This window comes from Weizmannia agrestimuris (genome assembly GCF_943193165.1).
Taxonomy (GTDB): domain Bacteria; phylum Bacillota; class Bacilli; order Bacillales; family Bacillaceae_C; genus Weizmannia; species Weizmannia faecalis.
Genome location: NZ_CALPDC010000003.1, coordinates 85,816 through 110,355 on the forward strand (window position 1 = coordinate 85,816; position 24,540 = coordinate 110,355).

At 43.7% G+C, this 24,540-nt stretch carries 25 protein-coding genes and 2 pseudogenes; 8 read left to right on the top strand and 19 right to left on the bottom strand.

Annotated elements, in window-relative coordinates; all coding sequences use genetic code 11:
* Positions 1-3: 3 nt before the first annotated feature.
* The 4 genes from NFR98_RS02945 to NFR98_RS02960 all read right to left on the bottom strand — a co-directional run bounded on the left by NFR98_RS02945 (position 4) and on the right by NFR98_RS02960 (position 1,898).
* Positions 4-507 (bottom strand): hypothetical protein, encoded by a 504-nt coding sequence (locus NFR98_RS02945; protein WP_017552256.1) that lies wholly within the window; start codon positions 505-507, stop codon positions 4-6.
* A 193-nt stretch (positions 508-700) separates the two neighbouring features.
* On the bottom strand, positions 701-1,024 hold the full coding sequence (locus NFR98_RS02950; RefSeq protein WP_017552257.1) for a PTS cellobiose transporter subunit IIB: 324 nt from the start codon (positions 1,022-1,024) through the stop codon (positions 701-703).
* A gap of 133 nt (positions 1,025-1,157) precedes the next feature.
* The gene (locus NFR98_RS02955; protein ID WP_035317082.1) at positions 1,158-1,490 is read right to left on the bottom strand and encodes a PTS lactose/cellobiose transporter subunit IIA; all 333 of its coding nucleotides are present in this window, start codon (positions 1,488-1,490) and stop codon (positions 1,158-1,160) included.
* Between the two features lie 249 nt (positions 1,491-1,739).
* Complete coding sequence (locus tag NFR98_RS02960; protein WP_155641199.1) at positions 1,740-1,898, bottom strand: hypothetical protein; 159 nt, start codon at positions 1,896-1,898, stop codon at positions 1,740-1,742.
* 123 nt (positions 1,899-2,021) lie between these two features.
* On the opposite strand from NFR98_RS02960, the gene NFR98_RS02965 reads away from it, so the two are divergent.
* Positions 2,022-2,429, top strand: coding sequence for a YndM family protein (locus tag NFR98_RS02965; protein ID WP_017551954.1), 408 nt, complete (start codon positions 2,022-2,024; stop codon positions 2,427-2,429).
* 145 nt (positions 2,430-2,574) lie between these two features.
* On the opposite strand, the gene NFR98_RS02970 is transcribed toward NFR98_RS02965, so the two are convergent.
* Positions 2,575-4,413: an Ig-like domain-containing protein gene (locus NFR98_RS02970; protein ID WP_017551953.1), complete on the bottom strand. Its 1,839-nt coding sequence runs from the start codon at positions 4,411-4,413 to the stop codon at positions 2,575-2,577.
* A 544-nt stretch (positions 4,414-4,957) separates the two neighbouring features.
* Here NFR98_RS02970 and NFR98_RS02975 point away from each other — a divergent pair.
* From NFR98_RS02975 to NFR98_RS02985, 3 genes are all read left to right on the top strand, one after another.
* The gene (locus NFR98_RS02975) at positions 4,958-5,176 is read left to right on the top strand and encodes a DUF1659 domain-containing protein (protein WP_017551951.1); all 219 of its coding nucleotides are present in this window, start codon (positions 4,958-4,960) and stop codon (positions 5,174-5,176) included.
* Positions 5,177-5,201: 25 nt separating this feature from the next.
* Positions 5,202-5,420: a DUF2922 domain-containing protein gene (locus NFR98_RS02980; protein ID WP_017551950.1), complete on the top strand. Its 219-nt coding sequence runs from the start codon at positions 5,202-5,204 to the stop codon at positions 5,418-5,420.
* A gap of 63 nt (positions 5,421-5,483) precedes the next feature.
* Positions 5,484-5,624 (top strand): YvrJ family protein, encoded by a 141-nt coding sequence (locus tag NFR98_RS02985; protein WP_013858438.1) that lies wholly within the window; start codon positions 5,484-5,486, stop codon positions 5,622-5,624.
* Between the two features lie 472 nt (positions 5,625-6,096).
* On the opposite strand, the gene NFR98_RS02995 is transcribed toward NFR98_RS02985, so the two are convergent.
* Both NFR98_RS02995 and NFR98_RS03000 read right to left on the bottom strand, forming a co-directional pair.
* On the bottom strand, positions 6,097-7,155 hold the full coding sequence (locus NFR98_RS02995; RefSeq protein ID WP_046721811.1) for a tartrate dehydrogenase: 1,059 nt from the start codon (positions 7,153-7,155) through the stop codon (positions 6,097-6,099).
* A gap of 449 nt (positions 7,156-7,604) precedes the next feature.
* Positions 7,605-8,822, bottom strand: a complete 1,218-nt coding sequence (locus tag NFR98_RS03000; RefSeq protein WP_017551947.1) for an MFS transporter — start codon at positions 8,820-8,822, stop codon at positions 7,605-7,607.
* Between the two features lie 493 nt (positions 8,823-9,315).
* On the opposite strand from NFR98_RS03000, the gene NFR98_RS03005 reads away from it, so the two are divergent.
* Both NFR98_RS03005 and NFR98_RS03010 read left to right on the top strand, forming a co-directional pair.
* Entirely contained in the window at positions 9,316-10,230 is a 915-nt protein-coding gene (locus NFR98_RS03005; protein ID WP_017551945.1) for an LCP family glycopolymer transferase, read from the top strand.
* A 766-nt stretch (positions 10,231-10,996) separates the two neighbouring features.
* The gene (locus tag NFR98_RS03010) at positions 10,997-11,362 is read left to right on the top strand and encodes a YhjD family protein (protein ID WP_014096071.1); all 366 of its coding nucleotides are present in this window, start codon (positions 10,997-10,999) and stop codon (positions 11,360-11,362) included.
* Positions 11,363-11,650: 288 nt separating this feature from the next.
* Here the strand turns inward: NFR98_RS03010 and NFR98_RS03015 are convergent, their stop codons facing one another.
* Positions 11,651-12,832, bottom strand: coding sequence for an aminotransferase-like domain-containing protein (locus NFR98_RS03015; protein ID WP_251459663.1), 1,182 nt, complete (start codon positions 12,830-12,832; stop codon positions 11,651-11,653).
* Positions 12,833-13,246: 414 nt separating this feature from the next.
* The gene (locus NFR98_RS03020) at positions 13,247-13,957 is read right to left on the bottom strand and encodes a FadR/GntR family transcriptional regulator (RefSeq protein ID WP_014096073.1); all 711 of its coding nucleotides are present in this window, start codon (positions 13,955-13,957) and stop codon (positions 13,247-13,249) included.
* Between the two features lie 216 nt (positions 13,958-14,173).
* On the opposite strand from NFR98_RS03020, the pseudogene NFR98_RS03025 reads away from it, so the two are divergent.
* Both NFR98_RS03025 and NFR98_RS03030 read left to right on the top strand, forming a co-directional pair.
* A pseudogene (locus NFR98_RS03025) lies at positions 14,174-15,846 on the top strand (L-lactate permease).
* Between the two features lie 288 nt (positions 15,847-16,134).
* On the top strand, positions 16,135-16,272 hold the full coding sequence (locus NFR98_RS03030) for a zinc ribbon-containing protein (RefSeq protein WP_014096075.1): 138 nt from the start codon (positions 16,135-16,137) through the stop codon (positions 16,270-16,272).
* A 59-nt stretch (positions 16,273-16,331) separates the two neighbouring features.
* Here NFR98_RS03030 and NFR98_RS03035 read toward each other — a convergent pair whose 3' ends face one another.
* From NFR98_RS03035 to NFR98_RS03080, 10 genes and pseudogenes are all read right to left on the bottom strand, one after another.
* On the bottom strand, positions 16,332-17,357 hold the full coding sequence (locus tag NFR98_RS03035) for an APC family permease (RefSeq protein ID WP_251459665.1): 1,026 nt from the start codon (positions 17,355-17,357) through the stop codon (positions 16,332-16,334).
* 118 nt (positions 17,358-17,475) lie between these two features.
* Positions 17,476-17,922: pseudogene (locus NFR98_RS03040) on the bottom strand (APC family permease); the annotation flags it as partial.
* Positions 17,923-17,933: 11 nt separating this feature from the next.
* Positions 17,934-18,839, bottom strand: a complete 906-nt coding sequence (locus tag NFR98_RS03045) for an acetamidase/formamidase family protein (RefSeq protein WP_014096077.1) — start codon at positions 18,837-18,839, stop codon at positions 17,934-17,936.
* A gap of 65 nt (positions 18,840-18,904) precedes the next feature.
* On the bottom strand, positions 18,905-20,254 hold the full coding sequence (locus NFR98_RS03050; RefSeq protein WP_251459667.1) for a hypothetical protein: 1,350 nt from the start codon (positions 20,252-20,254) through the stop codon (positions 18,905-18,907).
* Positions 20,247-20,951 (bottom strand): response regulator transcription factor, encoded by a 705-nt coding sequence (locus NFR98_RS03055; protein ID WP_014096079.1) that lies wholly within the window; start codon positions 20,949-20,951, stop codon positions 20,247-20,249. Before NFR98_RS03055 ends, NFR98_RS03050 begins: the two co-directional genes overlap by 8 nt.
* Positions 20,948-21,562, bottom strand: coding sequence for a sensor histidine kinase (locus NFR98_RS03060; protein WP_237342299.1), 615 nt, complete (start codon positions 21,560-21,562; stop codon positions 20,948-20,950). Before NFR98_RS03060 ends, NFR98_RS03055 begins: the two co-directional genes overlap by 4 nt.
* Positions 21,563-22,571: 1,009 nt before the next feature.
* Positions 22,572-22,787: an RpnC/YadD family protein gene (locus NFR98_RS03065; RefSeq protein ID WP_026104663.1), complete on the bottom strand. Its 216-nt coding sequence runs from the start codon at positions 22,785-22,787 to the stop codon at positions 22,572-22,574.
* A 33-nt stretch (positions 22,788-22,820) separates the two neighbouring features.
* A complete protein-coding gene (locus tag NFR98_RS03070) occupies positions 22,821-23,252 on the bottom strand; it encodes an RpnC/YadD family protein (protein ID WP_014096082.1) in 432 nt (143 codons plus the stop codon).
* Between the two features lie 221 nt (positions 23,253-23,473).
* Positions 23,474-23,749: a hypothetical protein gene (locus NFR98_RS03075; RefSeq protein WP_014096084.1), complete on the bottom strand. Its 276-nt coding sequence runs from the start codon at positions 23,747-23,749 to the stop codon at positions 23,474-23,476.
* Positions 23,750-23,786: 37 nt separating this feature from the next.
* Positions 23,787-24,533, bottom strand: coding sequence for a hypothetical protein (locus NFR98_RS03080; protein ID WP_251459669.1), 747 nt, complete (start codon positions 24,531-24,533; stop codon positions 23,787-23,789).
* Positions 24,534-24,540: the final 7 nt, after the last annotated feature.

Below are 24,540 nucleotides of genomic sequence, written 5' to 3' on the forward strand. Positions count from 1 at the left end.
TTATTAACGAATCGCTTTTTCATACTCCATGATGCGTTGAAAATGCTTGTCTTCATCATGTGTAATTTGGTATAACCGATAAAGGATAAAAGCGCTTAAAAATATCCCGGCAATCAAAACAGTTAAAATTAATACTTTTGACTTGTTTTGATTGATTAAAAATGGATATAAATGAGCGAAAGATGACGAAAAACAACTCGGCAACAGCAAAATCACATTTGCAATGAGCAAAGTCATGAAACAAAACTTTGTGTATTTAGCATGATTTGTCGGGCTGCTATAAATCTTTACTTGTTCCGCAACGCTCAATATGACAACGATGATCAACGCCAATGGAAGAAGGTATAGTAACGAATGACTCATAACCAATGAAATTAACCAATATACATTCGTAAAGAAAAAGATTGCGGTAACATATCTGACAAGCAAATATCGGTTATAGTACATCGATTTAAGCATCTGGTTTTTTTGATTTTTTTCAAATAATGCTCTTTCTACGTCATTCATAAAAATCCCTCATTTATTAAAAATATGGCTCCCCGCTACTCGTTAAAGCTTAAGCAATCCATTACCTCCAATCCAAAAGACATCTTAACGGGTATCTTGCTTGAAGATCACCTTCCTTCCGACTATCCATAAATTTTGGCATTTCCGGGTGAGTGCATTGTAAATAGCGAAGACCCATTTTCTCATAAGCAAATCAATCTTTTGGCAGTTCTTGTAAGATTAAATTTCCTAATTTTTCAACACCCATTGGAATCGGAATATAGGCTTGTGGCGGAATGTTTACAACTGGCTTTCCTACGCGTTCTCCGGCTTCCTTAAGTTTTTGAAAATACATCTTTGTTTGTGGGCTGACTAAATATAAATCAAAGTCCCCCTTTTCAATCATCTTATTGCCTTCATTTGCTGAAACAGCATCGACTTCAATTTCCTTACCTTTTGTTTTAAAAAATTCCGTTGTCTTCTTCGCCATTAAAGAAGATGACATACCTGCTGCACAAATAATTAATGCTTTTTTCATCATAAATGCCTCCAATTGGTTTTTTATTGTGATTTAAACTTGCTTATCAATGAATTAATGACTTCCGTTGCTTTTAATGGCCCGCTTGTGCCGCCAATCATCCATTTTTCAAACAGCAAACTTGGCAAATTTGTTAGCACTTTCGACATTCAAGTTCATTTGTTTTTTTATAAAGTTCAATGATTTCTTTTGCCAGGTCAATTACTGTCATGGCATTCATTAAATGGTCCTGTGCGTGTATCAGCAATATACTGATTTCAAATTTTTCCCCACTGGCCTCCCCCTTTATTAGGTCTGTTTGAAAACGATGAGCGATTGTCATGGCTTCGTTGGCTTCTTCAATTTTTTGTTCAGCTAATTTAAACTCACCAGCTTTAGCATGATTTATGGACTCCGCAGCTAAGCTTCGGGCGTTTCCACCATTTAAAATAATTTGAAAACTGATTTCTTCTATGTTCAATGTCATCACCCTTAGTTTAAAAATTGTCGTTTCTTCACCCTTTTTGTCGCATAATATCCATCATTGTTACTTACTGTTGATCACAAAGAGTAACTTGCTGTAATCCTTAAACACTGTTTAATGCTCCGCTTTATCAGCCGCTTGCCTTAATTCAATATTAATATGGAAACGGTTTCACTTTAACCTAAACTCTTTCCTTAGCGCAACGGAAATCATTACTGGAAAAAATGAAGTAACGGAAAAAGGAATCCGGGATCAAGTTTCTGCTTTCTCGCCATTAACATGATTGCCGCTTTTTTCAATAAAGCATGGCATCAAGCTTTTAGACATACCTTTTTGTTTATCGTACTTACCAATCCCGGCCTGGCATTTCAAAAAAGGAAAGTGCGGCAAGCAGAAGGCAATTTGCAGCATTTTAAGAACCCGCATTAAAAGTTACAATTGGAAAGATTTTCTGTGCAGAATGCCTTCATTTCCCGATTAACGGCTGCAGAAGCGGGTAATGATATAGTACAAACACTAAAAGGAGGGACCGTTATGGATCATGCAAAGGCGTTAGTGATAAAGTTTATTATGGTCGCAGTTGTGTTGGGCATCATTTTATCCGCCATCTTCAACATGCCGTTTGGCGATATGATCGCCACCAGTGTAGTACTGACCATTCTCGCATATGTCCTGGGAGATTTAATGATTTTCAAACGGGAAAATGAACGGGAAGAGAATACGCAAAGAAATATCATGGCGACCGTCGCCGATTTTGTTCTGGCGTACCTTGTCGTGTGGCTGATGGGCAGATCACTCGCCCCGGACATGGACAATCTGTTATGGGCGGCGCTGGCTTCGAGCATCGTCATTGCAGCCGGCGAATGGTTCTTCCATAAATATTTACACCATCTTTTCCATCACACGCCTGACCGCGAATTTACCGGATACGGCGGTGACTGATTGAAAAAACGGCAGCCGGATGAGCTGCCGTTTTTTCGTATTCCTATAAAAACTTACCATTCATCAATAAATCATCCAATCGGCAAGCATCAAGTTTTTTAATCACTACGCAATTTTTTCGGCCAAGCAAAACTTTTACTTTCTTTCACCTTACCGTAACCGTTCTTGTTTTGCTTTTGTTTCCGGCTCTGTCTTTCGCGAAAATGGAAAGCTTCGTGCCTTTTTTCTGTTTGCTGATTCTTACACTGTATGCGCCTTTGGCATTTACTGTGGCTTTGCCGATCTGTTTGCTGCCGCGGTATACATAGACAACTGCTGATTTTTCCGCTTTACCCACAACATGCGTGGACTTCGTTGTGACATTGCCGGCAGTCGGCATGCCCGGTGCCGTTTTGTCTTTTACTATAACTTTCACTTTGCTGCTTTTTAAACCGGCCTCTGTGTAGACATAAAGGACGGTTCCGGCTTTTTGCTTTAAAACCGGGACTTTAAAATATCCTTTCCCGTCCGCTGTGCCGCGGGCAAGTATTTTTCCGTTCTTCATAATGGCTACTTCGATCCCCGGGTCGGAGCTGCCGGAAATGGATGTGCTATTATCGCCGACAGTCCATACTTTCGGTGTTTTCGGTTGCTGCGCCTTGCCGCCGATATTTCCCGACAGCAGCGTGTACGTCATATCCCGTCCTTTTCCAGACGGAACGGAAAAGCGGCTTGGTGAAGACAGCTTTTTCACAACCGCCCCGCCGCCTTTTAGCTTCAATGAACTGCCGTTGTAAGTTTTAATTCGGAGCGGCTTGAACGCGGCATCCCCTTTAAACCCGTATAATCCGTTTGTCTGCTTTAACACGAGCGCGGCCCGGAAATCGGTCATAAACTGCCCGAAAGTCAGGTTCGGGTCAATGTATTTTCGGATCACATCCTCGATGGCTTTTTCATTCGTGTTCGGATCGTCCATGATTTTTTTGAAAATGGCATCGCCTTGTCCGCATTGAATTTTCAAATACTCCATGAACAAATAGGACAAGGAATAATTGGCAAGCACATCCCCGTTACTATCCCAGTAGAGAAGCGAGTGGCCATTTGTAATTGAAGCATCGTTGTTATAATCATCAATCCGATCGGAAAGCGGCTTTCCGGTATAAATTTGCTCTGCGGCCATGGACATCCCTTCGTCAATCCATGTATCAAACGTATCCCAATGGTGCTGGACGAACACTTTCTGGTTAAAAGAGATCATATGCTGAAACTCATGGGCGAGTGTTGAATACGCTTCGGTTACATTTTTCGATGTCCCCGTCCCCATAAGCGGGTACGTGTCAATATAAAAGATTTCCGACTTGTTGGAAGTGTCGGCATCAAAAAGGTCAAGCGGGTAAAAATAGCCGGCAACATATCCGCCCGAGCCGTCAAATCCGTCCTGGATGTCATAACAAAGAATATTCACTTTCCCATTTCCATCAACATCGGATGGCATGCCGAAATATTTTGTATCGAGCGCATAAATACGGTTGTCAAATTCTTTTCCAAGCTGGGCAGCCTGGGCGTCGTTCAGCTGGTTATTGTATACCCAGACATCCGCATGCGGACCGCTGTATAAAAGCTTAGCACTTATTTGATAATCTTTATTGCTGGCAAGATTGGACACCCAGAATTTTTTCGTATCTCCCACCCGGGGAAGACGGGCCCTTTTCGTATCCATGCGAACGGAATACTTCCGAAGGCTTAAATATTTTAATAGATCAAATGGCTTCTGGTAATCAATCCGGTAAACGTTGCTCTTTAACTTTTGACGGAGCGCTGCCAGGTTCACAACCTTGAAGGTGCCAGTCGGCTCTGTCGAAAGGCTTGAGGCAGACTCGTTGCTGACAAGTTTATAATAATCCTGAGCCGACGCGCTTCCGCCTGCACCGAATACCCCGGCCGGCAGTATAAACAATAGCGATAGTATAATAGGCAAGGATAATGCCCGTCTGAACATTCTCAATGAAATTCCTCCTGCACCTTTGTCCGGGCAACCCGGCAATTTTAAAAAGTTGCTTCTTTCATTCTAGCACAGCAGGCCGAATTTTGGCTGTCCGGTTCAGGAAAAAGAAGAGCGGAGTTTTTTAACCGTCCTTGTTCCCATTTGCTTGGCTGTTTCATCCTGCTGAGCGGATTCTTTTGCAACAGCAGGGGCCGTACCGCTTTTTGAAAAGACGTTTTTTGTGCAACCTTTGGGAGAATTTCTTAAGGGCCGCCCTGCACACTTTGGGGGCATGTCTGTTAAAGCAGCGGGAAATTTTTCATATTCCCGCTGGATGGTGGAGTTTTCGGCCGCGGCTGTAGCCCTGGCGCTACTGTTTCCATTTCATTTACAAAAGTCCTGTCATATGGTTCGGCTTTGTTTAACCAAGAGGATTATTTTCTAAAACGATTGTCCTGCCTCTGTTGCACTGCCCGCCTCCTCTCCCTGTTTCTCTCTTTTCAACAAAAAAGTACCCTTTTTTCTATTCAGCCGCTATATAAGGAGTGAAAGGGGGTGAGCGGGAATGGCACAAGTCCATTTAACAAGTTCCCGCATTTCATTAATCTTTGATAACGGGGTGAATGAAAATGGAAAACCGGTAACCAAAGCGAAGTCGTTCGCCAATGTGGCTGCCTCTGCAACACCCGATGCGATCCGGCAATTTGCAGACGCATATGCTTCACTGCAGCAAAAAGCGCTGGTCCGTGTAACGCGCACTGACTTGAATGACATCAGTGAGTAAAAATTAAAAAAGGGGGAATGGATAGATGAAAACTTTGGAACTTCAGTTTTTAACGCAGGATAACAAAACAGTGAGGGTTGCAGTCGATGAGCCGGCAGAACCCATCGATACGGTGAAAGTGAAAAACGCCATGGCTCAGATGCTCGGCTCGGGCGTGCTGGTCAGCTCATCCGGCACGGCGCTCTCCAGCGTGAAAGGTGCACGTCTTATTGAGCAAAACATTACTGAATATACACTGGCGTAATCTTTTGCCCCCGGTTCCCGTTTTCGGAACGGGGGCTCTTGATTTTACAGGGGGAGAGGAGAAATGCATGAAATGGTGTCGCTCATCAGTGAAGTCGGGTTTCCGGTCGCCGTCACCGTCTTTTTGCTGTACCGGATTGAGGCCAAGCTTGATGCGGTGATTGAATCGATCCAAAACCTGCCGGAACGGATGAAGGGGATCTGAAAGGGAGGGGCTTATGTGCAAGCCCCTCCCTTTTTCCGGATGGATCATTTCCCGGTCCGGTCGTTATTCATTTGTTTAGTCACATACCTGCAATTGCTCCATTTCCGCAAAATCCACGCTGCAAAGGATATATTTCGACGAAGGCAGCCCACCAAGCCTGCATTTCACTTCTTCACTCATCTTCCGGTAACGCTCAGCCGCGGGCTCCCGGCTCAGACCGATTGTTTTCATATAGGGGTTGCTGAACGAATCCGATGCTGAGTTTGTACCCAATTTGTCTGCAAGCCCTGTCTCAAAATATAGTAGAATCTTTTTGCGAAAATGACGATTTTATCTTTTCATACGTTGAATCGGCTTTCAAGTGCAAACTTTGTAAAACCCTTACATTAAAATTGTTGTCAAAGCTGTCAGCAGCCTTGCCAAATCTAGAAATTTTACTGATTCAGCAAACCCTATACAGGCTTCGCTTTCTTTAAGTTTGTAAAATGCGCCGGCAAACTGCTTCTGTTACTTCTTCTGTTGTTGCCGTTCCGCCGATGTCCGAGGTTTTGATGCCTTTTTCAATCGTCCATTCGATTGCATCCATTATCGTTTCACCCATTTCTGTTTCGCCAAAATGATCGAGCATCATTTTAGCTGTCCAAATTTGGCCTATTGGGTTGGCAATGCCTTTTCCTGCAATATCCGGCGCCGAGCCGTGGACAGGTTCAAACATGGAAGGATATTTCCCGTCCAAATTGATGTTCGCGGACGGCGCAATGCCGATACTGCCCATAATCGCGCCGCCAATATCTGTTAAAATATCCCCGAATAAATTGCTCGCAACAATGACATCAAAAGTCTCCGGCTTCATCACCAGAAAAGCAGACAGCGCATCAATATGCATGCTGTTTACAGCCACATCCGGATAGCCAGCCTTTACCTGGCTGAACACCTCGTCCCAAAAAGGCATTGTGTGGAAAATGCCGTTTGATTTCGTTGCACTGGTCAGGCGTCGGCCGCGTTTTTGCGCCAGTTCAAACGCATATCGCATCGCCCGCTCTGTTCCTTTTCTTGTAAAAATTGCATTCTGGATCGCAATTTCGTCTTCACCGCGATGAATTCTGCCGCCAACCTCGCTGTACTCCCCTTCACTGTTTTCACGCACGACAATGAAATCAAAATCTTTCGGGTCCCTTAACGGGGACTGCAGCCCTTTGAAATACTTTGCAGGCCGGATATTCAGCACCTGTTCGAAGCCGCGCCGGATTTTCAGCAAAAGGCCCCAAAGCGACACATGATCCGGCACAAGCCTTGGATTGCCGACTGCCCCGAGAAAAATAGCCTCATAATCTTTTAAAATCTCAAGCCCGTTATCCGGCATCATTTTTCCCTGATCAAGATAATAATCACAGCTCCACGGGAACGCCGTGAATTCGAACCGGATTCCGCCATGCCGTTCCGCTGCCGCATGCAGCACACGGATGGCAGCCGGCACCACTTCTTTTCCAATCCCGTCGCCCGGGATCGCCGCGATATGGTATGTTTTCATTCTAATCCCCTCCGTTAAAGCGCTCCCAATTATATTCATTTTACCATAAGCATGAAAATGAAATGCTTTATCATCCCTTAAAATCAAGATTCTTATTCCGTTGCTGCCCCCGCTGCGCCAAGCGGGTAATGATAAACAACATACGATCAACATGGTGATTTTCAGAGGATGAATGAACGGCATATCGCTTTAACCTAATGTGCCAGGCCATTGTATGGGGCGGTAAAAAATAAAGGCAATGAGAAAACAGCTCATTGCCTTTTGATTGGCTAATTTGTACGCGAACAGATCGGGCCCCTCCGAATTTTTTTCGCTGGCGTTCGAGACACTTGTCACTGCTGTTTGATCACTGACTTTTTCAGCGAATGGCCGCGGGCACGCCGCTCATTCCTATTTGCATCAAATTTTTCCGGTTAACGGCAGCGGGCAGCAAACGGGCACTGCTGCCGCTATTCTCCCTTCGATTCTGCATTCCCCGGCACGCCTGTTTTCAACATTGGAAAAACAAAGCACAGCCCGATAATGAAAAACAACGCAGCAAGTTCGAAAACAGCCGTGATCGAAAACCATTCCTTCAATGCCCCCGCAAGGCTCATGGTCACCACCATGGAGCCAGTGAAAAGCGGGCTCAAAATGCCGTTCACCCTGCCAATAAAATCGGATTCCGTATTTTGCAGGATCAGGGTGTTAATGCCGATCTGGATGCTCGGCATGAAAAAGCCCGAAACGAGTTCGGCGGCGAGTGTCAACCAAAGCGAAGTCGAAGCACCGATTACCGCAAGCCCAATGGCATTTGCAAGCATACCGGTGAACAGCATTTTTTGCGGTGAAGCAGATTTTGAAAAGGCCATGGAAAAAGCCCCGCCTGTAATCATCCCAATGCCATTCACCATCACAAGCCATTGCAGGTTCTCTTTCGGCAGGCCGAGACGGTCCGTTACGAGAAAAATATTCATCGGTTGGATAAAACCGACGCCAAGCCCTGCCGCCAGAAAACCAAGTCCCAGCAGCCGCAATTCCTTTTTAGACAAAACATAGCGAATCCCGCTCTTCATTTCCTGGAAAATATTCGACACTTTTTCCTTCTTTTTCATGGCCTGGTCTTTCGGGATAAATGACAAACTCGCGGCGGAAAACAGGAAAGCGAGACCGGTTATCAAAATAGAATAATCGATTCCAAACCTTTCATAGGCAAACGTGCCGACCACCGGGCCAAGAATCATGAAAACAGCAAAAATGGTCTGGTAAACGGCCATTGCCTGCTGGATCAGGCGTTCCTCAAGATGCATTTTAAACAGTTTCATCCCGGACGGTTGCGAAAACTGCGACAAAATCGAGGAAATCAGTGTTGCAAAAAAGACGGACTGCCACGAGCCAAAAACAAGCGCGCCGATGACGCCAAAAATGGACACGGCACTCAGCAAATCACACCAAACCATTGTTTTCTTCGGCTGCCAGCGGTCCGCAAATGTCCCGCCGATAAAGCTAAAAATGAAAATGGGCAGGAACTCCGCCACTGAAATCATGGAAACGGCAAACGGGTCGCCGTTTGTTTTTTCTGTCACAAACAACAGGACGGCAAAATTCCGCACCCAAATGCCCACCTGCAAAAACAACGCGGATACAAATACCATCCGGACAAACCGATTTCTCAAAAGCTCTCCCACAAGCGCCCCCCTCTGGTCAAATCTGTCTCATATCGTGCCATTATCATACCGAAATTGAAAGCCTTAAGCAATACAGAAGCACCCGTGTAAAACAGAGTGCGAAAAAATGCATGCAAACTTGGGAAACGGAAGCCCGCAGGCAAAAGGTGAAAAAAATCGGCGCATTTGGCCGCGTGCTCCTTTTTTCCTTCGTCCAGTCCCTTCTCATGTGCCTGCACTCAAAACAGACATCTATTCTGCTTCGCCCGGGCCTGGCATTTTCATGTGTTCCATTGCTTCCACTTCCTCGTCCTGTCACGTGCCTCAACCCAAACCATTTTTCTTGCAGCCATTTTCGCCACATTTCACGCACACATCCTCTTCTTTTTCTAATAAATTACAAGAGAAAAGCCGGACCATTGCATAAACGAAAAATCCCCGTTAACAATTTGGAAAAACCATGATATGATAGCGATTAGATTAAATAAAAAATTCAAAGAAAAGGGTCGAAAAAATGAAGAAGAAGATATTCATCACACTCGGGATTCTCTTAGCGATCATCGTGATCGGGGGCGGAGGGTTCGCCTATTACGTCTACCATTCTGTCCAAAATGCCGCAGATAAAATGTATGACAGCAAATCCGTGAAACCATCCGAGAAAAACACTGAAAAAATCAAAAGTGAAAAACCAATTTCCATTCTTTTACTCGGCGTGGATGAGCGGGCCGGAGATGTAGGAAGATCCGATACGCTCATTATTCTTACACTGAACCCGCAAAAGAAAGCCATGCAGATGATCTCCATTCCGCGTGACACGAGGACAGAAATCGTGGGCAAGGGAACATTGAATAAGATAAATGCGGCTTATGCTTACGGCGGGCCAAAAATGGCACTGGATACGGTAAACAAATTTGCTAATTTAAACCTTGACCAGTACATACGCTTGAATATGGAAGGATTGGCTGACCTTGTAGATGCTGTCGGCGGCGTAACCGTCTACAATAAAATCAGCTGGCATGACGAAGGGTATTATAAAAAAGGCTACTATTATGCCAAAGGGAACATTACATTGGATACCGGCAAAAAAGCGCTCGGTTATGTAAGAATGCGCCACCTTGATCCTCAAGGTGACTTTGGCCGTAACCAGCGCCAGCGTGACGTCATTATGGCCGTCATTAACAAAGCGGCGACCATCCAGTCTTTCTCCCGTTATCAGGAAATCCTGGCTGCGATCCAGAACAATGTCAAAACAAACCTGACACTTGATGATATGAAAAACATTGCGATGAACTACCGCGACTGCCGCCAAAATACGACAGACTATGAAGTTAAAGGCAACAGTACAACCATTGACGGCATTTACTATCTTAATGTTAGCCAGGCAGAACGCGACAAGGTCCACAACATGGTGACCAATATGGAACAATAAAGACAGGCAGGCCCCGTTGTCCGGAGCCTGCCCTTTTCAATTTTTATTTTTGCTTTTCCTGCGGTTTTACCGGAGATCTTTCCGGCTCTATGTCTTTATGATGATGCTGTTTTTCCTGTTGTTCCGGCGAGTCGCCTTTTTTGTCCTTGTTGTAATCCATTTGGTGCCCTCCTCCCGGTTGGATTGATGTTCCTTAGCATCACTGCCTGTCTATTGTAAAAATACCCGGTAACTGCATATGCTAAACAAAGGGGAGAGGCTGCCTGCTTTAGCGGAATAAAAAATTCTCTATTCGGGCGGGAGCGAAGGCAATAGATCCCGATGGCTGTCACGGTAACCAAGGGCTTAGATGGAAGGTGATCCAGCCCCCGCATTTGCTTTTTTACCGGCTTTCCATCAAACGGGAGCAAAGACAATATAACCTGTTACCTGCCGCAGATTCGTGCCGGCACCTGCCCCCGGCCGGAGCGAAGGTAACCTGTTTTTACAAAAGCAGCCGTGGAAAACGGAAACGCTCAAAACAGCCTGAACAAAACCCATATTACAAAAGCCCATACCGGAATGGACAAGCCAATGCCAATCAGACAGCCTTTCGCAAAATCTCCGTCTTTTCCATTCATCTCTTCATTTTCCTTTTTAAGTAATAGGATGCATTCGCCTCGTTGGCGAATAGGGTGAACATTATTATAACAACCCATCCCCTTAAAACCAAGTAAGCATTGACAGGAACGTACGTTTGTTTATATAATGGAAACAGGTGATCCGTATGCCGCAAATCTTAACCGAGGAAGAAGAAAAGCTGATCGAGGCATTTATCCTCCTGCCGCTTGCCAAAAGGACGCTGGAACGGGACCAGAGAGCGATCCGGGCAAGCCTGTTAAAATTTAAAGAGCCTTATCTTTTTGCAACGGACCAAATGCTCTTGCAAATTTCATCCTGCCTCGCTCAGGTCAAACGGGAAGCCGGCAGAAAAAAGATGCGCTTTTACAAACGGAACGACCTTTCCTATACCGTGTTTGTGCGCGGCTGGCGGTTTGAAAAGAATTACCACCCGCAAATAGCAGCGGAGTGGGTAAAAAACCGAATCACCGGTTTCTTCCTCCCGTTGCGCCTGCCTTTTGAAGACCGGTAAGGAGCTTGCGAAACTCAGCAGCTTCGAGGAACGCCTTCCGGACCGTAAAGGGCGCCAAAACGCCTATTCATGAAACATTCCAGGGATACATGGGATTGAATACCGCTGATGAAACATTCCGGCATAAACGGATATTGAAGACCGCCGGTGATAAGGAGACGCCGCTCTCTTTTTAAAGAGCGTGAAAAAATCCCAATATACGAATGACAAACAGCCAGGTAAGCCCGGAGAACGCGGGATCCCGGAACTTTTACATGCCCGGAAATCCCTTTAGCAGATCCTCCCCCGTTAAGCGCTTGTTTTCTTCCACTTTTTAAAACTTTCTTCTAGACGGGAAAACCCTTTTTTCATTTCCTCATCACTGCAGTAGGCGAAACAAAGGCGGATTTTTGTGTTTAGCCCGCGCTCAAGCGTAAAGGCATCACCCGGCACAAACACGGCGCCGTCCTGTGCCGCCATTTTCATCCATTCCGCCACACCGCCTTTTTTGACATCGATCCAGTAAAACAGCCCGCCGGCAGGTTCAGACCCTTCCCATTGCTCCGTCTCGTGCATATGCTGTATAAATCGTTTTGTCCAGTCTTTCCGTTTTTCATAAAATTGTTTTTGCTTTGCAAGAATCTGCGGCCAGTTTCCGGAAGAAATGAGTTTTCCCGCCAGCATCTGGTTCATGGGCGATGTGCAGGCGTCTGTTACCTGCTTAAACTGTTCGAGTTTTTTCAGAAAGGCCGGGTGCGCGAGGATAAAGCCGGTCCGCATCGCCGGCGCCATAACTTTTGAAAAACTGTACAGGTATATGGTTCTTTCTTTTAAGGAATCGAGTTCGAACAAGGAAGGAGGGCGGCCGTGAAACAGCAGATCACGGTACGGATCATCTTCTATAATGATAAAATCATACTGGTAAGCAAGTTCAATGAGTTTTTTCCGTTTTTCGAGAGAGGTGGTGACGCCGGTTGGGTTTTGAGCATTTGGAATAATGTAAAGCGCTTTCAATCTTCTTGTTTGCAATGTTTTTTCAAGAAAATCGACATCCAAACCGTCTTGTTCAAGCGGAATGCCGACCGCCTTGAGCCGGTACTGGTGCACCGCCGAAAAGGCAATGGAATACGTATACATTTCCATTGCAAAACCGTCCCCTTCATCCAGCAGCATTCTGCAGACAAGGTCAACCCCCTGCGTATTGCCGTTTGTCGCCATGATATAGCTTTCCGGAATATTTTCCGTTTTAGAGATAACATCCACATACGGCCCAAACCCTTTTGCACTGCAATACTCATACAGGCGTGCCGGATCTGCCTCAAAGATTTCATTCATGATGCGCTGCAGTTCTTTTTTCGGGATCATGCCGCCATTTGGCATGCCGACGCTGAAAAATACCGGATCCCGGACAGCCGGCTCGATGCTGTCCATATACACATCAATCGCATTTTCTTTAATCTTGACGCTCAACGCTGAAAACATTTGCTTCATCGCCGCCGCACCCCGCTTTCCATTTGCTGAAAAATTGCCTATACCCTATGTATATGGGAAAGCGCGGAGGAAAGTGACACAAAAAATAAAGCATGAAATCAGACAAGAAGACAAGGTAGCAATAGTATATCCAGGCCGCATGCCCTTGTCATCCACACGGAACATCAGCCGAGAAATTCACACCACCTCATGTTTCCAGCTGTTGTGCTTCGGTATTATCCTGTCATCGAAAGCCCGAAGTCGTACGAATCGGCGCAATACAAAAGCCTGTTCTGCTTGAAAAATCTTTCAAAGCGGAACAGGCTTTAAATTTCCTCTCATTCTCAGGTGCCAATATCAAGGGAGCCGGACTACCCCAAAACAGATCCCCTGCTGAAGAAAAGGGCCGGATTTGCGTTCATGAAAACAGATTGGTTAACGCAGAAAATCCTTTAGACTGTTTTCCACAAACTGCAAATGGTCGATCATGGCCTTGCGCGCTTTTTCGCTGTCCTTTTCTTCGATGGCTACCCTGATTCTTTCATGTTGCTCATACAAGGCGCCCAATGTGGAAGGATCAGAAAAAAGAAGCATTCTGCGCGTTTCTTTCATTGCATCCTCCATCGTCTCAGCAACCTGGTTCATCAGCCCGGCAAGAATCGGATTTTGTACAGCCTGGACAATGGCAAGATGGAAGGCAAGATCTGCTTTTTCACCGAGTTCTTCGTTCCCCGTCGCCCGCTTCATATCTGCGAGCGCCTGCCTTATCCTTTCCAGATCAGCTTCGGTCCGTTTGACAGCGGCCGTGGCGGCTGCTCCGGCTTCAAGAATCTTCCGGACTTCAAGCAGATTTGCCACATCTTCCTGATTCATCAGGACTGCCTGCGAAATGGGATACGAAATCCCGCTCGCATCAAAGTTACGAACAAACGTTCCCTCTCCCTGTTTTAGCTCAATATAGCCGAGCGCCCTTAGTGACGTTAACGCTTCTCTTATAGCCGATCTCCCCACGGAAAACTTTTCTGCCAAAAGTGGCACCGGATCAAGCTTATCCCCGGGCTTAAGCTCCCCGTTTTGGATCATCTCTATCAATTCATTTGCCACTTGTTCATAAATTTTTGCAGGTTTAATTTTTTTATATTTCATGTTTTCTCCTCTTATCCCTTTTCTATATTTTATGAATAACAGCAATCCGGAAAAATAGCAAACAAAAATTTTAAAAAAAGAGTTGTTTTTTCTTTTTATTATACTTATACTTTTTAACGTGTAAACCTTATCATCTGATGACTATTTCATCTAATGACCTTAAAAATTGCAATTGGGATGGATTGGAGAAAATTTTTCAAAAAGGAGTGGAGATTGTTGGAGTACGTACAAAATTTTATTCCGCTTAAGGGGCATTTGTTTTTATCCGCACTGATTGCTGCCTTTCCGATTCTGTTTTTCTTCTGGGCACTCGCCATTAAAAAAATGGCGGCACATCTTGCAAGCCTTGCCACGCTGGTGATTGCGCTGCTGATTTCTGTAATCGTTTACAGAATGCCGGCCGTACTACCGGTTATGTCAGCTACCCAGGGGATTGTGTATGGGATTCTACCGATTGCCTGGATCATTATCAATTCTGTGTTTTTATATAAATTGACGGTCAAAACCGGCCAGTTTGATGTGATCCGCAACTCGGTCGTATCGATCACGGAAGACAGGAGATTGCAAGCTTTATTGATTGCGTTTTCATTTGGCGCTTTTTGGAAGGTTGTGCCGGGTTTGGCGCGCCGGTTGCGATTACCGCTGCCCTGCTTGTCGGGCTCGGATTCAATCCGCTTTATGCAGCCGGCATCTGCTTATTGGCCAACACTGCACCGGTAGCATTTGGCGCAATCGGGTCCCCTGTAATTGCGATGGCAGGGCCGACCGGTGTTTCTGCACTGGAAATTTCAAAAATGATCGGGCGACAATTGCCGCTTATTTCCATGTTCATTCCGCTTTATCTCATCATTGTCATGGCGGGCTTTAAAAAAGCAATGGAAGTGCTGCCGGCGCTTATTGTATCAGGCTTGTCCTTTGCCTTGACGCAGTTCTTTGCTTCCAATTTTCTGGGGCCGGAACTGCCGGACGTTTTATCAGCACTCGTATCTTTGGTTGTCCTTGCCGTCTTCCTAAAATTTTGGAAGCCGAAAAACATATTCTATTTTGAGCATGAAGAGGCTGCCGCCGCGCTCGAAACGCCGCCTGTTTCCAATACAGGCGGGCAAATTGCGAAAGCATGGTCGCCATTTATTGTCCTGACGGTTTTGATCACCATCTGGGGCATCCCGCAGATCAAACTTGCGCTCACCGGGCAGTATGCCGGAGCGAACCCGGTTTTAAAGGCTCTAAACCCGATCGGCGGAGCGGCTTCGTTCAGCGGGAATGTGCCATTTTTAAACAATCATATTATCAATGGCTCGCACACCCCGATTGCGGCCATGTATAAGCTGGATCTGCTTGGCACTGCAGGCACAGCGATTTTTATCGCAGCCATTGTCACGAAGTTTCTTTTAAAAATTACATGGAAAGCCTGGTTTGCCGCATTCTTTGAAACGTTAAAAGAATTGAAGTTTCCGATTCTTACCATTTTGTTCATTGTCGGCTTTGCGTATGTCATGAATGCTTCCGGCATGATTACTACATTGGCATTGGCGCTCGCCAAAACAGCCGCTTTGTTCCCGTTTTTCTCGCCGGTACTTGGCTGGCTCGGCGTTTTCATTACCGGATCGGACACCTCGTCCAATGTTTTGTTTGGCACGCTTCAGCAAGTTTCAGCTCAGTCTGTCGGCATGAACCCGCTGCTTGCCATTGCGGCCAATTCATCCGGGGGTGTCACGGGAAAAATGATTTCTCCGCAGTCGATTGCCGTTGCCTGCGCTGCAACCGGGCTGATTGGCAGGGAAGCACAACTGCTGAGATTCACAGTCAAGCACAGTATGTTTTTGCTTTTCATCATTTGTCTGCTCACCTTCCTGCAATCCAACATCCTTTCCTGGATGGTGCCTTAATCAGAAACCCCGCTGCGGACATTTCGCGGCGGGGTGTTTTGTGTTCGATCACAGGATTCCGGGCAGGTAATTGAAGGTGCTTCCCCAATGTTAGATAGCCAGATTTTATGTTCGATTGCAGGATTCCGGCAGCCAGTGGGAGCATGACTCGGTGGAAAACCCGTGGCGGGACATTTTGATGAAGCTCTGTAGCGAACGGGCGGTTTTGCACGCGTATGGCAGCCGATGTTTAAAAACTTTTTCGCACGGGTATTCAAATGACAACACGAAACGAAAGGAGCATGGCCGATGCCACATACAGGTGAAACACCGGGAAAAGGCGAGTATAAATGCAAAAACTGCGGGGAACAGATTACGCTGGATGAAGATAAGGACAGGCTCCCTCCATGCCCGAACTGCCACGAAACGGAGTATACGGAAGCGTGAAAAATGGAAAAATCATACAAAGAGCAGCTGTCATCATGCAGCTGCTCTTTTACAGATGGTTATTCTAAATTTAAAGCAGTGTCTTTTTTAAACAGTTTCAGTACAATAAGATAGACAATGCCGATTGCCAGCCAAATAAAGCCAAGTTTCTTGGAGAGCGGATCAAGGTTAATCCATACATAGCCGATAACCGCAAACCCAATCAACGGCATTAGCAAATGTGCCACATAGTTTTTGCTTTTTTTCTTCCTCAGAAAGTAATTCATGACTGATAAATGCAGAAACAGGAATGATGAAAGTGCACCAAAGTTTACAACGGAAGATAGCTTTCCAATTTGTGATGAAAAGAATGCCGTGACAATGACAGAAACGACCGCAATCAAAAGTGTACTAAGATACGGCGTCTGGAATTTCGGGTGAACCTTTGCAAGAAAACCAGGCAGTTTTCGGTCACGGGCCATACTGTATAAAATGCGCGAAATGGCCGCCTGTGCAACAAGCGCATTGGCAATCCCCCATGAAAAAGCGGTTGCGACAATCGTCAATACTTTGAGCCATGTTCCGCCTGCAATCTCAGCGATTTGATAAAATGCTGTATCGGGGTTTTTAAACGCATGATAATCTGGCCATATTAAAGCAGCCACCCATGTTTGGATGATAAAAAGTGCACCAACGGCTAACAATGAATAAACACAAGCTTTTCCAATCGATTTGCTTCCATCCTTTGTTTCTTCTGCCAACGTGGAAATCCCGTCAAATCCTAGAAAACTTAATACGGCAATGGACACCGCTCCCATTACCACATTCATGCTGAAATGGCTATGGTCATACAGTGGCTTCATTGTAAAGTCCGCACCGTTAATGCCCTTAATAATTGCCGTAACGCCTACCGCTAGAAAAATTGCCAGCACAATTAATTCAAGTATTACAATAATTTTATTGGCTTTTGCTGTGAACTCTATCCCCCGAACATTAATTAGGGCTTGCTGAATAAGCGAAATTCCTAGATTTGGAAAGGATGCTGACAGCTTTGGCAACCATTTAAATGCAAAGGTTTTACAACAAATCCAGGGAAATGCCTGCACGCGAAAGCCGATTCAACGTATGGAGAAGACAAACTCACGCATTTTCGCATATATTTTGCGATGGAGTTTGCAGACAAATTGGGTACAAATTCAGAACCGGATTCGTTCAGCAAGCCCTAATTACCGTATTAATTGCAATAAACAGTACAGCCCAAACTACAATCGGAATTTGTGGAACAATATCATGCAAGGCAGAAGCACTGACGAGGTACAGCAATGCCGGCACAAAAATATAGTCCAGTAAAATCAGCCAGCCTGCAATAAAGCCCACTGAATCATTGATGCCTCTTTGTGCATAAGAGTAAACAGACCCGGCGATGGGGAAAGCTTCTGACATCCGTGCATAACTGAATGCGGTAAAAATCATTCCCACCATTCCAATTAAGTAAGTCAGCGCCACCATACCGTTTGAACCTTGAGCAACCGAACCGTAAATGCCAAATGGCGCAATCGGCACCATAAATACCATACCGTATATGAGTAAATCCCAGAAAGATAAAGACCGTTTCAGCTCCTGCTTATAAACAGGCTGCTGTTCCAAGCTTGCAACTGCTTGTTCTGCCATTTGCCCGCCTCCTAAAAGATTTCTTTTATTCCTAGTTGATGAACGATCAATTTTGGCACGAACATTCTCGCTGTTCTCAGCGGGTCAACAATCTGGCTGACCTGTACGTCCCCGGCTGCGCTTAATAACATCGTAACATCACTAACCGGTAAGCCGGATCGCTTGGCCAAATAATGAACCATTTCTTTTACCGCCCCCTCTGCTGCTTCATCCAGCGTCGGCTTTGACACGATAAAAGCAAAGCCGTCTTGATTTTCAACAACAGGGGTATGAATGGTTTGCCCTTTTATGACAGTCAGAACGACGGTTACCCTCGCTGGAATCTCAACGCCGGATACGCACACTTCTCCATCTCCCATTGAAGCGTGGACATCCCCTAAAGAAAACAACGCACCTTCATGGAATACCGGGAAGTACAACGTTGCACCCTCCGTAATTAAAGTGGTATCCATATTGCCGCCATGTTCTCCCGGTGTACCACAATTTACTTCTCCTTCATGGGGGGCAACCCCAATCACACCAATCATTGGCCTCAATGGGAAATGAATATTTTCATTAAAAGCTACCATGTCATTTTCAATTTGAATTTTTTTAATCGAAAAGTCTGTAATTTCATTCCCTAAAACGCCAAGTTCCGGTCCCGTTACCATCGTGCCTTCTTGACCCAGTTCAATTTTCTTAATTTCTACCTTTAAAATATCTCCAGGTGCTGCACCTTCCACATAGACCGGACCGGTTGCCGGATTAATCTGATTCCAATCAATAGCATGATAAGCTGTTTTTTCGCTTTCAATTTGATTCAAAAAGCAATCGTACGTTTCCACCACAATCTTCTCTCCTGATTCAACACACAGAGCAGGTTTGTTTTTTGCGCTCATTGAATAGACATACGTCTCTTTTGTAAGTAGATGTTCCATATTCTCAGCCTCCTTGTGTTACATCTTAAAATATTTCGAAGATTATTTTTTATAAAATCTTTACATTATTTTATTAAATCTTTACTCTTTACTGTCAGAAACACTGCCAAGCCTGTTATAAGGGTGCCTGCTACAGTCACTGCAAGCCCGGCAGTAAACTTACCGGTACAGACAGCAATTCCATAACCAAGCATCCCGGTAATACAACCGGATACCGGAACCCGGACCGTCCTCCTTTTTTCCCCGACAAGCAAAGCATAAAATGGAAACGATACAGCTACATAAAACAAAAAGTAAAATTTCCATAAATAGACCATGTGATTTACCAATATGGTTGAACAGAGCAAAACCAACAGGACAAAAAGGAGAAAAACAAAAAAATATTTTTTGCGATTTTGAATGATCCATTTTTCCCCAAAAATATATACAAATATAATAGCTAGAGAAAAGATCGAAATCATGGTTTCATTTAACATACTGAACAACCAGACAATCGTAATCATTGTCCGAATGAAAGGGGAAAACGGAGCGGAAAAAATGGCTTGGCCCAGCTCTGTTAATGTCGTGATATGAAACCGGCTTAATAAATATACGGTAAAGATCATGGCCGAAAGCGGCACACTAGAAAAGCAGAAAAAAGCCAGCCGCACTGAGTTTTGCTTGTAATTTTGCTTGGTCGAACAAATGACTTGCCATAAAAACAAATGGGAGATTAACAATCCAATTAAGGCCATAAGAAAAGCTACTGCAAAAAGAAAGATATTTGGTGAATGCGGAAAAAGCATTGTACCGTAGTCTTGATAAACATGGTGAATCCCTTCCCTTAGATAGAAAAACGATGGGATAAAAAAAAGAATGAACCCGCACAAGATCAAAAATGAATAGCCAGTTCTGTAAATAACATGCATGCCGCCCAATCCGGCAACAATAAAACAAAATAGTGCTGCAAACCCGGTAAGCATGTAAGAAGGCATGTGAAAATACTCGAAAAAAATATGCCCACCAATAGATAGCTGCAATATGAGCCCTTCAAGGTTTGCAACCAGTAGTATAAAGAATGCAAATTTAAAGCCTTTAGGTGTTAATCTGTTTTTATAGGCGTCCAATAATGTCGGCACACTCCGGCTGTTTAATTGAATACGTTTAGTCAAATGCTGCACACATAGATAAGCCAAATATAAAATGATTGTAAAAGCAAAGAAACTATTAATGAAACCAAAGTGGAAGATGCTAAAGATCGGAACAGCCAGCAACGTTTGCGTAAATAAGGATATCCACAACAAAACGGTGCCTTTTTTCATGCCAAAACCCACGGCCGGAAATATTGATTGAAGAAAGCCCTGGCGGTTAATTTCCTCAAGGTTAAAAACGATAACCGCAGCAAATGTAAACAAAATGATGTACCAATCAATCATGATGCAATTTCTCCCTGTATTGTGTTGGTGTTTCCAGCACGTGTTTTTTAAAGGATTGGCTAAAATGATAAATCGAAGCAAAACCTGTTTCTTCCGCTATTTTTTGAATGGACCATTCGGGGTGTGCTTTAAGAAAAACTTTCGCCATCTCAATCCGGTATTTAATCAAATACTCCTGAAAACTCATCCCAAGTTCTTTGGAAAATTTCCGGCTTAAATAATTTGGGGAAACATGCACCTGGCTTGCAAGATCAGCCAAATTGATTTTTGAATGAAAGTCTTCCCGGATAATTCGAATTACTTCCTGTATGTCAGAGGACAATCCTTCAATATAACCATATTTATTCACATAGTTTTCAAGCATCCGGTACAGTTCTTCTGTGATAATCGGTTTAACAAGATAATCAAAAACATGCAGTTTAATGGCATGCTGTGCATATTGGAAATCTGCATGAGCTGTTATCATCACACATTCCGATTTATAATTCTCCCTTATATATGCACATAATTCCAATCCACTTTCCCCTGGCAAACGGATATCCAAGAAGGATAAATCAATCGGATGATTTTCCAGCATCTTTTTTGCCTGCACTGCATCTTCGGCTTCAAACAGCTCCCACTCTGGATAACGTTGCCGGATTAAAAACACGAGTTGCTCCAATTCAAGTATTTCATCATCAACAATTAATATATTCATACTTTTCCCTCCGGTGTATACGGCCATTTGACTGTTAAAATCGTACTCCCAGCCTCTCTGTTGATAGATAATTCTGAATGTAAATCATAGATTAATTCTAATCGCCTCTTAACATTGATAAGCCCTACCCCTAAAACGCCGAAACTGGCATTTTCTGACCCTGGCCCGTTATCTGCCACAAACAGTATCACCCAATTTCCTTCTCTTTCCAATCCAATTTGCAAATACTTCTCGCCGGGCTGTTTCTCCAACCCGTGTTTGAAAGCATTTTCCACCAGGGTTTGCAGCATATAAGGAGGCATATACGTTCGCCTCGCATCTTCCTGAATATCTATCTTTACTTTCAGGCGGTTACCGAACCGGATTTGTTGAATGGAAATATAGTGACTTGTATAAGCCAGTTCTTCTTCGAAAGCGACAAGCGCATCTTTTTCCGTATATTTGTAACGCAAAAACTTTGAAAATTCCTCAAGTGCATGCGTTAAATCTTTTGTCCTTCCAAGCCTGTTCAGCGAGAGCATTGCATTCAAAGAGTTAAATAAAAAGTGGGGCTGGATTTGCTGACTAAGCTGTAAATATTCCACTCTGTGCAGTTCTTTTTCCATTTCCATTTTTTTATTCTCCAGCTGCAAATAATCCAGCTCCTTATCCAAAAAACCAAGCAGCAGAAGAACAACATAAGCTGCAATTGGGGCGCCCAGTGACAGCATAACCAGTATTGTAAAAATGGTTTCAGCCAATGGCTTCACCTCTCAATAATTGTTATTTCTCTCTCTTTTAAGATCAAATTATATCACAAATCAGGCCAATGATTTTATCTGTTTTGTTGAATAGATAGAACAAGCGGATTTAAATATAATAAAGGGGATGAACAATCATTCATTTTAAAGGAGGAATTACCCGTGTCTACGTTAAATTCGTGGTGCCACTACTATTTTCCGGGGAAAATGACAGCCGCGTCCCGTTCAGTACCTGCTTTTCGTGGATGGCGGGCAGAGGGCGGGCTGATTGACTGCGGCAGCGGCTTTGAAATTTTCGACGAAATAAAAAAAGGAATACGCCGTCCAGTCTGTTTATCTTACCCATTACCATCTGGACCATATTTTGGAGGCGTATCTTTTTAAAAGTGCCAAAATTTAAGATGTAAAAAACTGAATGAGATAGAAAAACTGACAAAAGCGAGCGGCATGCTGAGCCCGGCCGACGCGGAGAACCGCAAAAAGTGGACAAAACAGCTGTTTGAAAAACGCCTGAAAACCGGCAGCCGTTGCTGAACCATACGGAAAAATGATATCCGTACGGGGAAAAGTTTGATGTAAATGGAATGAAATGTCGATGATCCATCCGCCCGGCCATACGGAAGGACACTGCTGCCCATATATTTCCGAAGCACGTATCCTTTTGCCTGCGATTTTGACCTGGCCTCTTTTAACCTGTGGTACAACAACGCCAACTCAGACATTTGAGGCATTTATCGCATCGCATATGCGAAGACTATATAAGTTGAATTTGGAATTTACATCTTTACGCACAGTCGGTTCATGTTCGTTTCCCTTCTTTTCTTAGTCCATCCGCATACGTTATTATCATGCCGCCCTCCCATTTCAAAGCCATCAGCCCTTATTCCTTTTCCAGCTTCTCCTTTATTTCAAGGATCTTTTTTTCAGAAAAGCCTGTTTCCTTTTTGATAAAATCTAGTGGCATCCCAAGTTTAATGAGATTTCGGGTGATCTCGATTTTCCCTTCTTGTCTTCCTTCTCGTTTACCTTCTTGTAGTCCTTCTTTTCTCCCTTCTTCTCTTGCTTCTTGTTTTAGTTCATCTTCATACGTTATCATCATGCCGCCCTCCTATTTCAAAGCCATCAGACCTTATTCCTTTTCCAGCTTCTCTTTTATTTCAAGGACCTTTTTTTCAGAAAAGCCTGTTGCCTTTTTGATAAAATCAAGGGATGCCCCAAGTTTAATGAGGTTTCGGGTGATTTCTATTTTTCCTTCTTGTCTTCCTTCTCGTTTACCTTCTTGTAGTCCTTCTTTTCTCCCTTCTTCTCTTCCTTCTTTTCTCCCTTCTTCTCTTCCTTCTTGTTTTAGTTCATCTTCATACGTTATCATCGTGCCGCCCTCCCAATTTTTGATTTCCTGGTTAAATTCCTTTTGGTAATGACTTTCGAGTTTTATCATGTGGTCCATGAAAATGAAAAGTGTCAGTAAATCCTTTTTATCGAGCTGCAAGCGATCTTTCATAACATTAAAATTCATTCTACCGCTTATAATCTCTTTCTTTTCATATTTGGAATTCTCCATTAACTTAACCCCTTAATAATTTTTAAGTGTCATTTATTCTAAGATTTTAACTTATTCATCATAACGGTCCTTTTTTCGTAAAACGTTCCAAACTGTTTTACAACAATGAGAAAAAAATAACCAATGCCAGCAATACCGTATTTCATATATTTTCTCCCGACATTCTGATCCGTAATTTTTTAGTTTGTTTATCTATACAAGCATAACAGCCACGTGAACTACTAGCCCAATAATAAGTAACCAAATAAAGAACGAAATATAATACTCATAAATGCCTCATCCTCATTATAAATAAAATGCCAGCCTGCTGATAAATTGTCCCATCCTACTGTATTCGCATGGGCTACTGCATATCCTATTCCAACAAAAACGATTGAGTAGAGAAAAGCAGCGATTAAGAAAAATTTCATTCGATCCATTGTTAATCGGCCTTCTTGAACTTCTAACTTGATTTCTTCAAAGTTTTCTTTCGTTAAGATTTTTTCTCTCTCCTTCATATCATCCTATTTTTTCTTCATTATTAACTCTTAATTTTTATTTAAACCATCTCGCTACACTGTCTCCTATACTTTTGCTGACTTTTTCAATCGAATCTATTCCCTTGTTTATTCCCTTTTTACTTTGATCAGATATACTCTTGGATGAATTTCCCCACTTATAATTTATCCCGTAACTAACCATTGTCCCAACTCCAAATCCAACTACCGTGCCAATCGGAGGAAAGAATGCGGAACCAATTGCTGTACCTGCCGCAGTAGCTGCCGTGCCAAAAGCACCGTCTACAACAGTTCCAACTACAACTTTTTGCGTGTCACCCTTATACTTTTTGTAATTATCCGCAGCTATAAGTCCGTAACCTAGCGGGCCTAGTGCTTTTCCGGCTACTTTTGCCCCTTTTCCCAATGTATTCAGGCCTTTAAAACTTTCTTTTATTTCTTCTGTCAAATTTTTGTATGCAACTTTTGGTTTTTTCCACTCTGGGAGAGATCTGACAGTTTTTTTAATTGCTTTATATTTTTTTCCAGCAAATTCGTCTACAAATGTTGTTGATATTTTCACAGCTTTTTTAATTGGAGATAGTTTCTTCATCTCTCTAAATTTATCTATTCCATAAAGGTTTTCAAATTCTTTCTTCATTGCAAGTTTCCCACGTTCTCTGCCAAACGTTTCAATAGACTCAAGTAAATGATTAAAATTTTCTTTTGAAAGTGCCTTCCCTTTGTATTTAGCCAGATGATTTAAAAGAGCTTTTCCATTTATTTTATAGATTGTATTATTCATATAATTA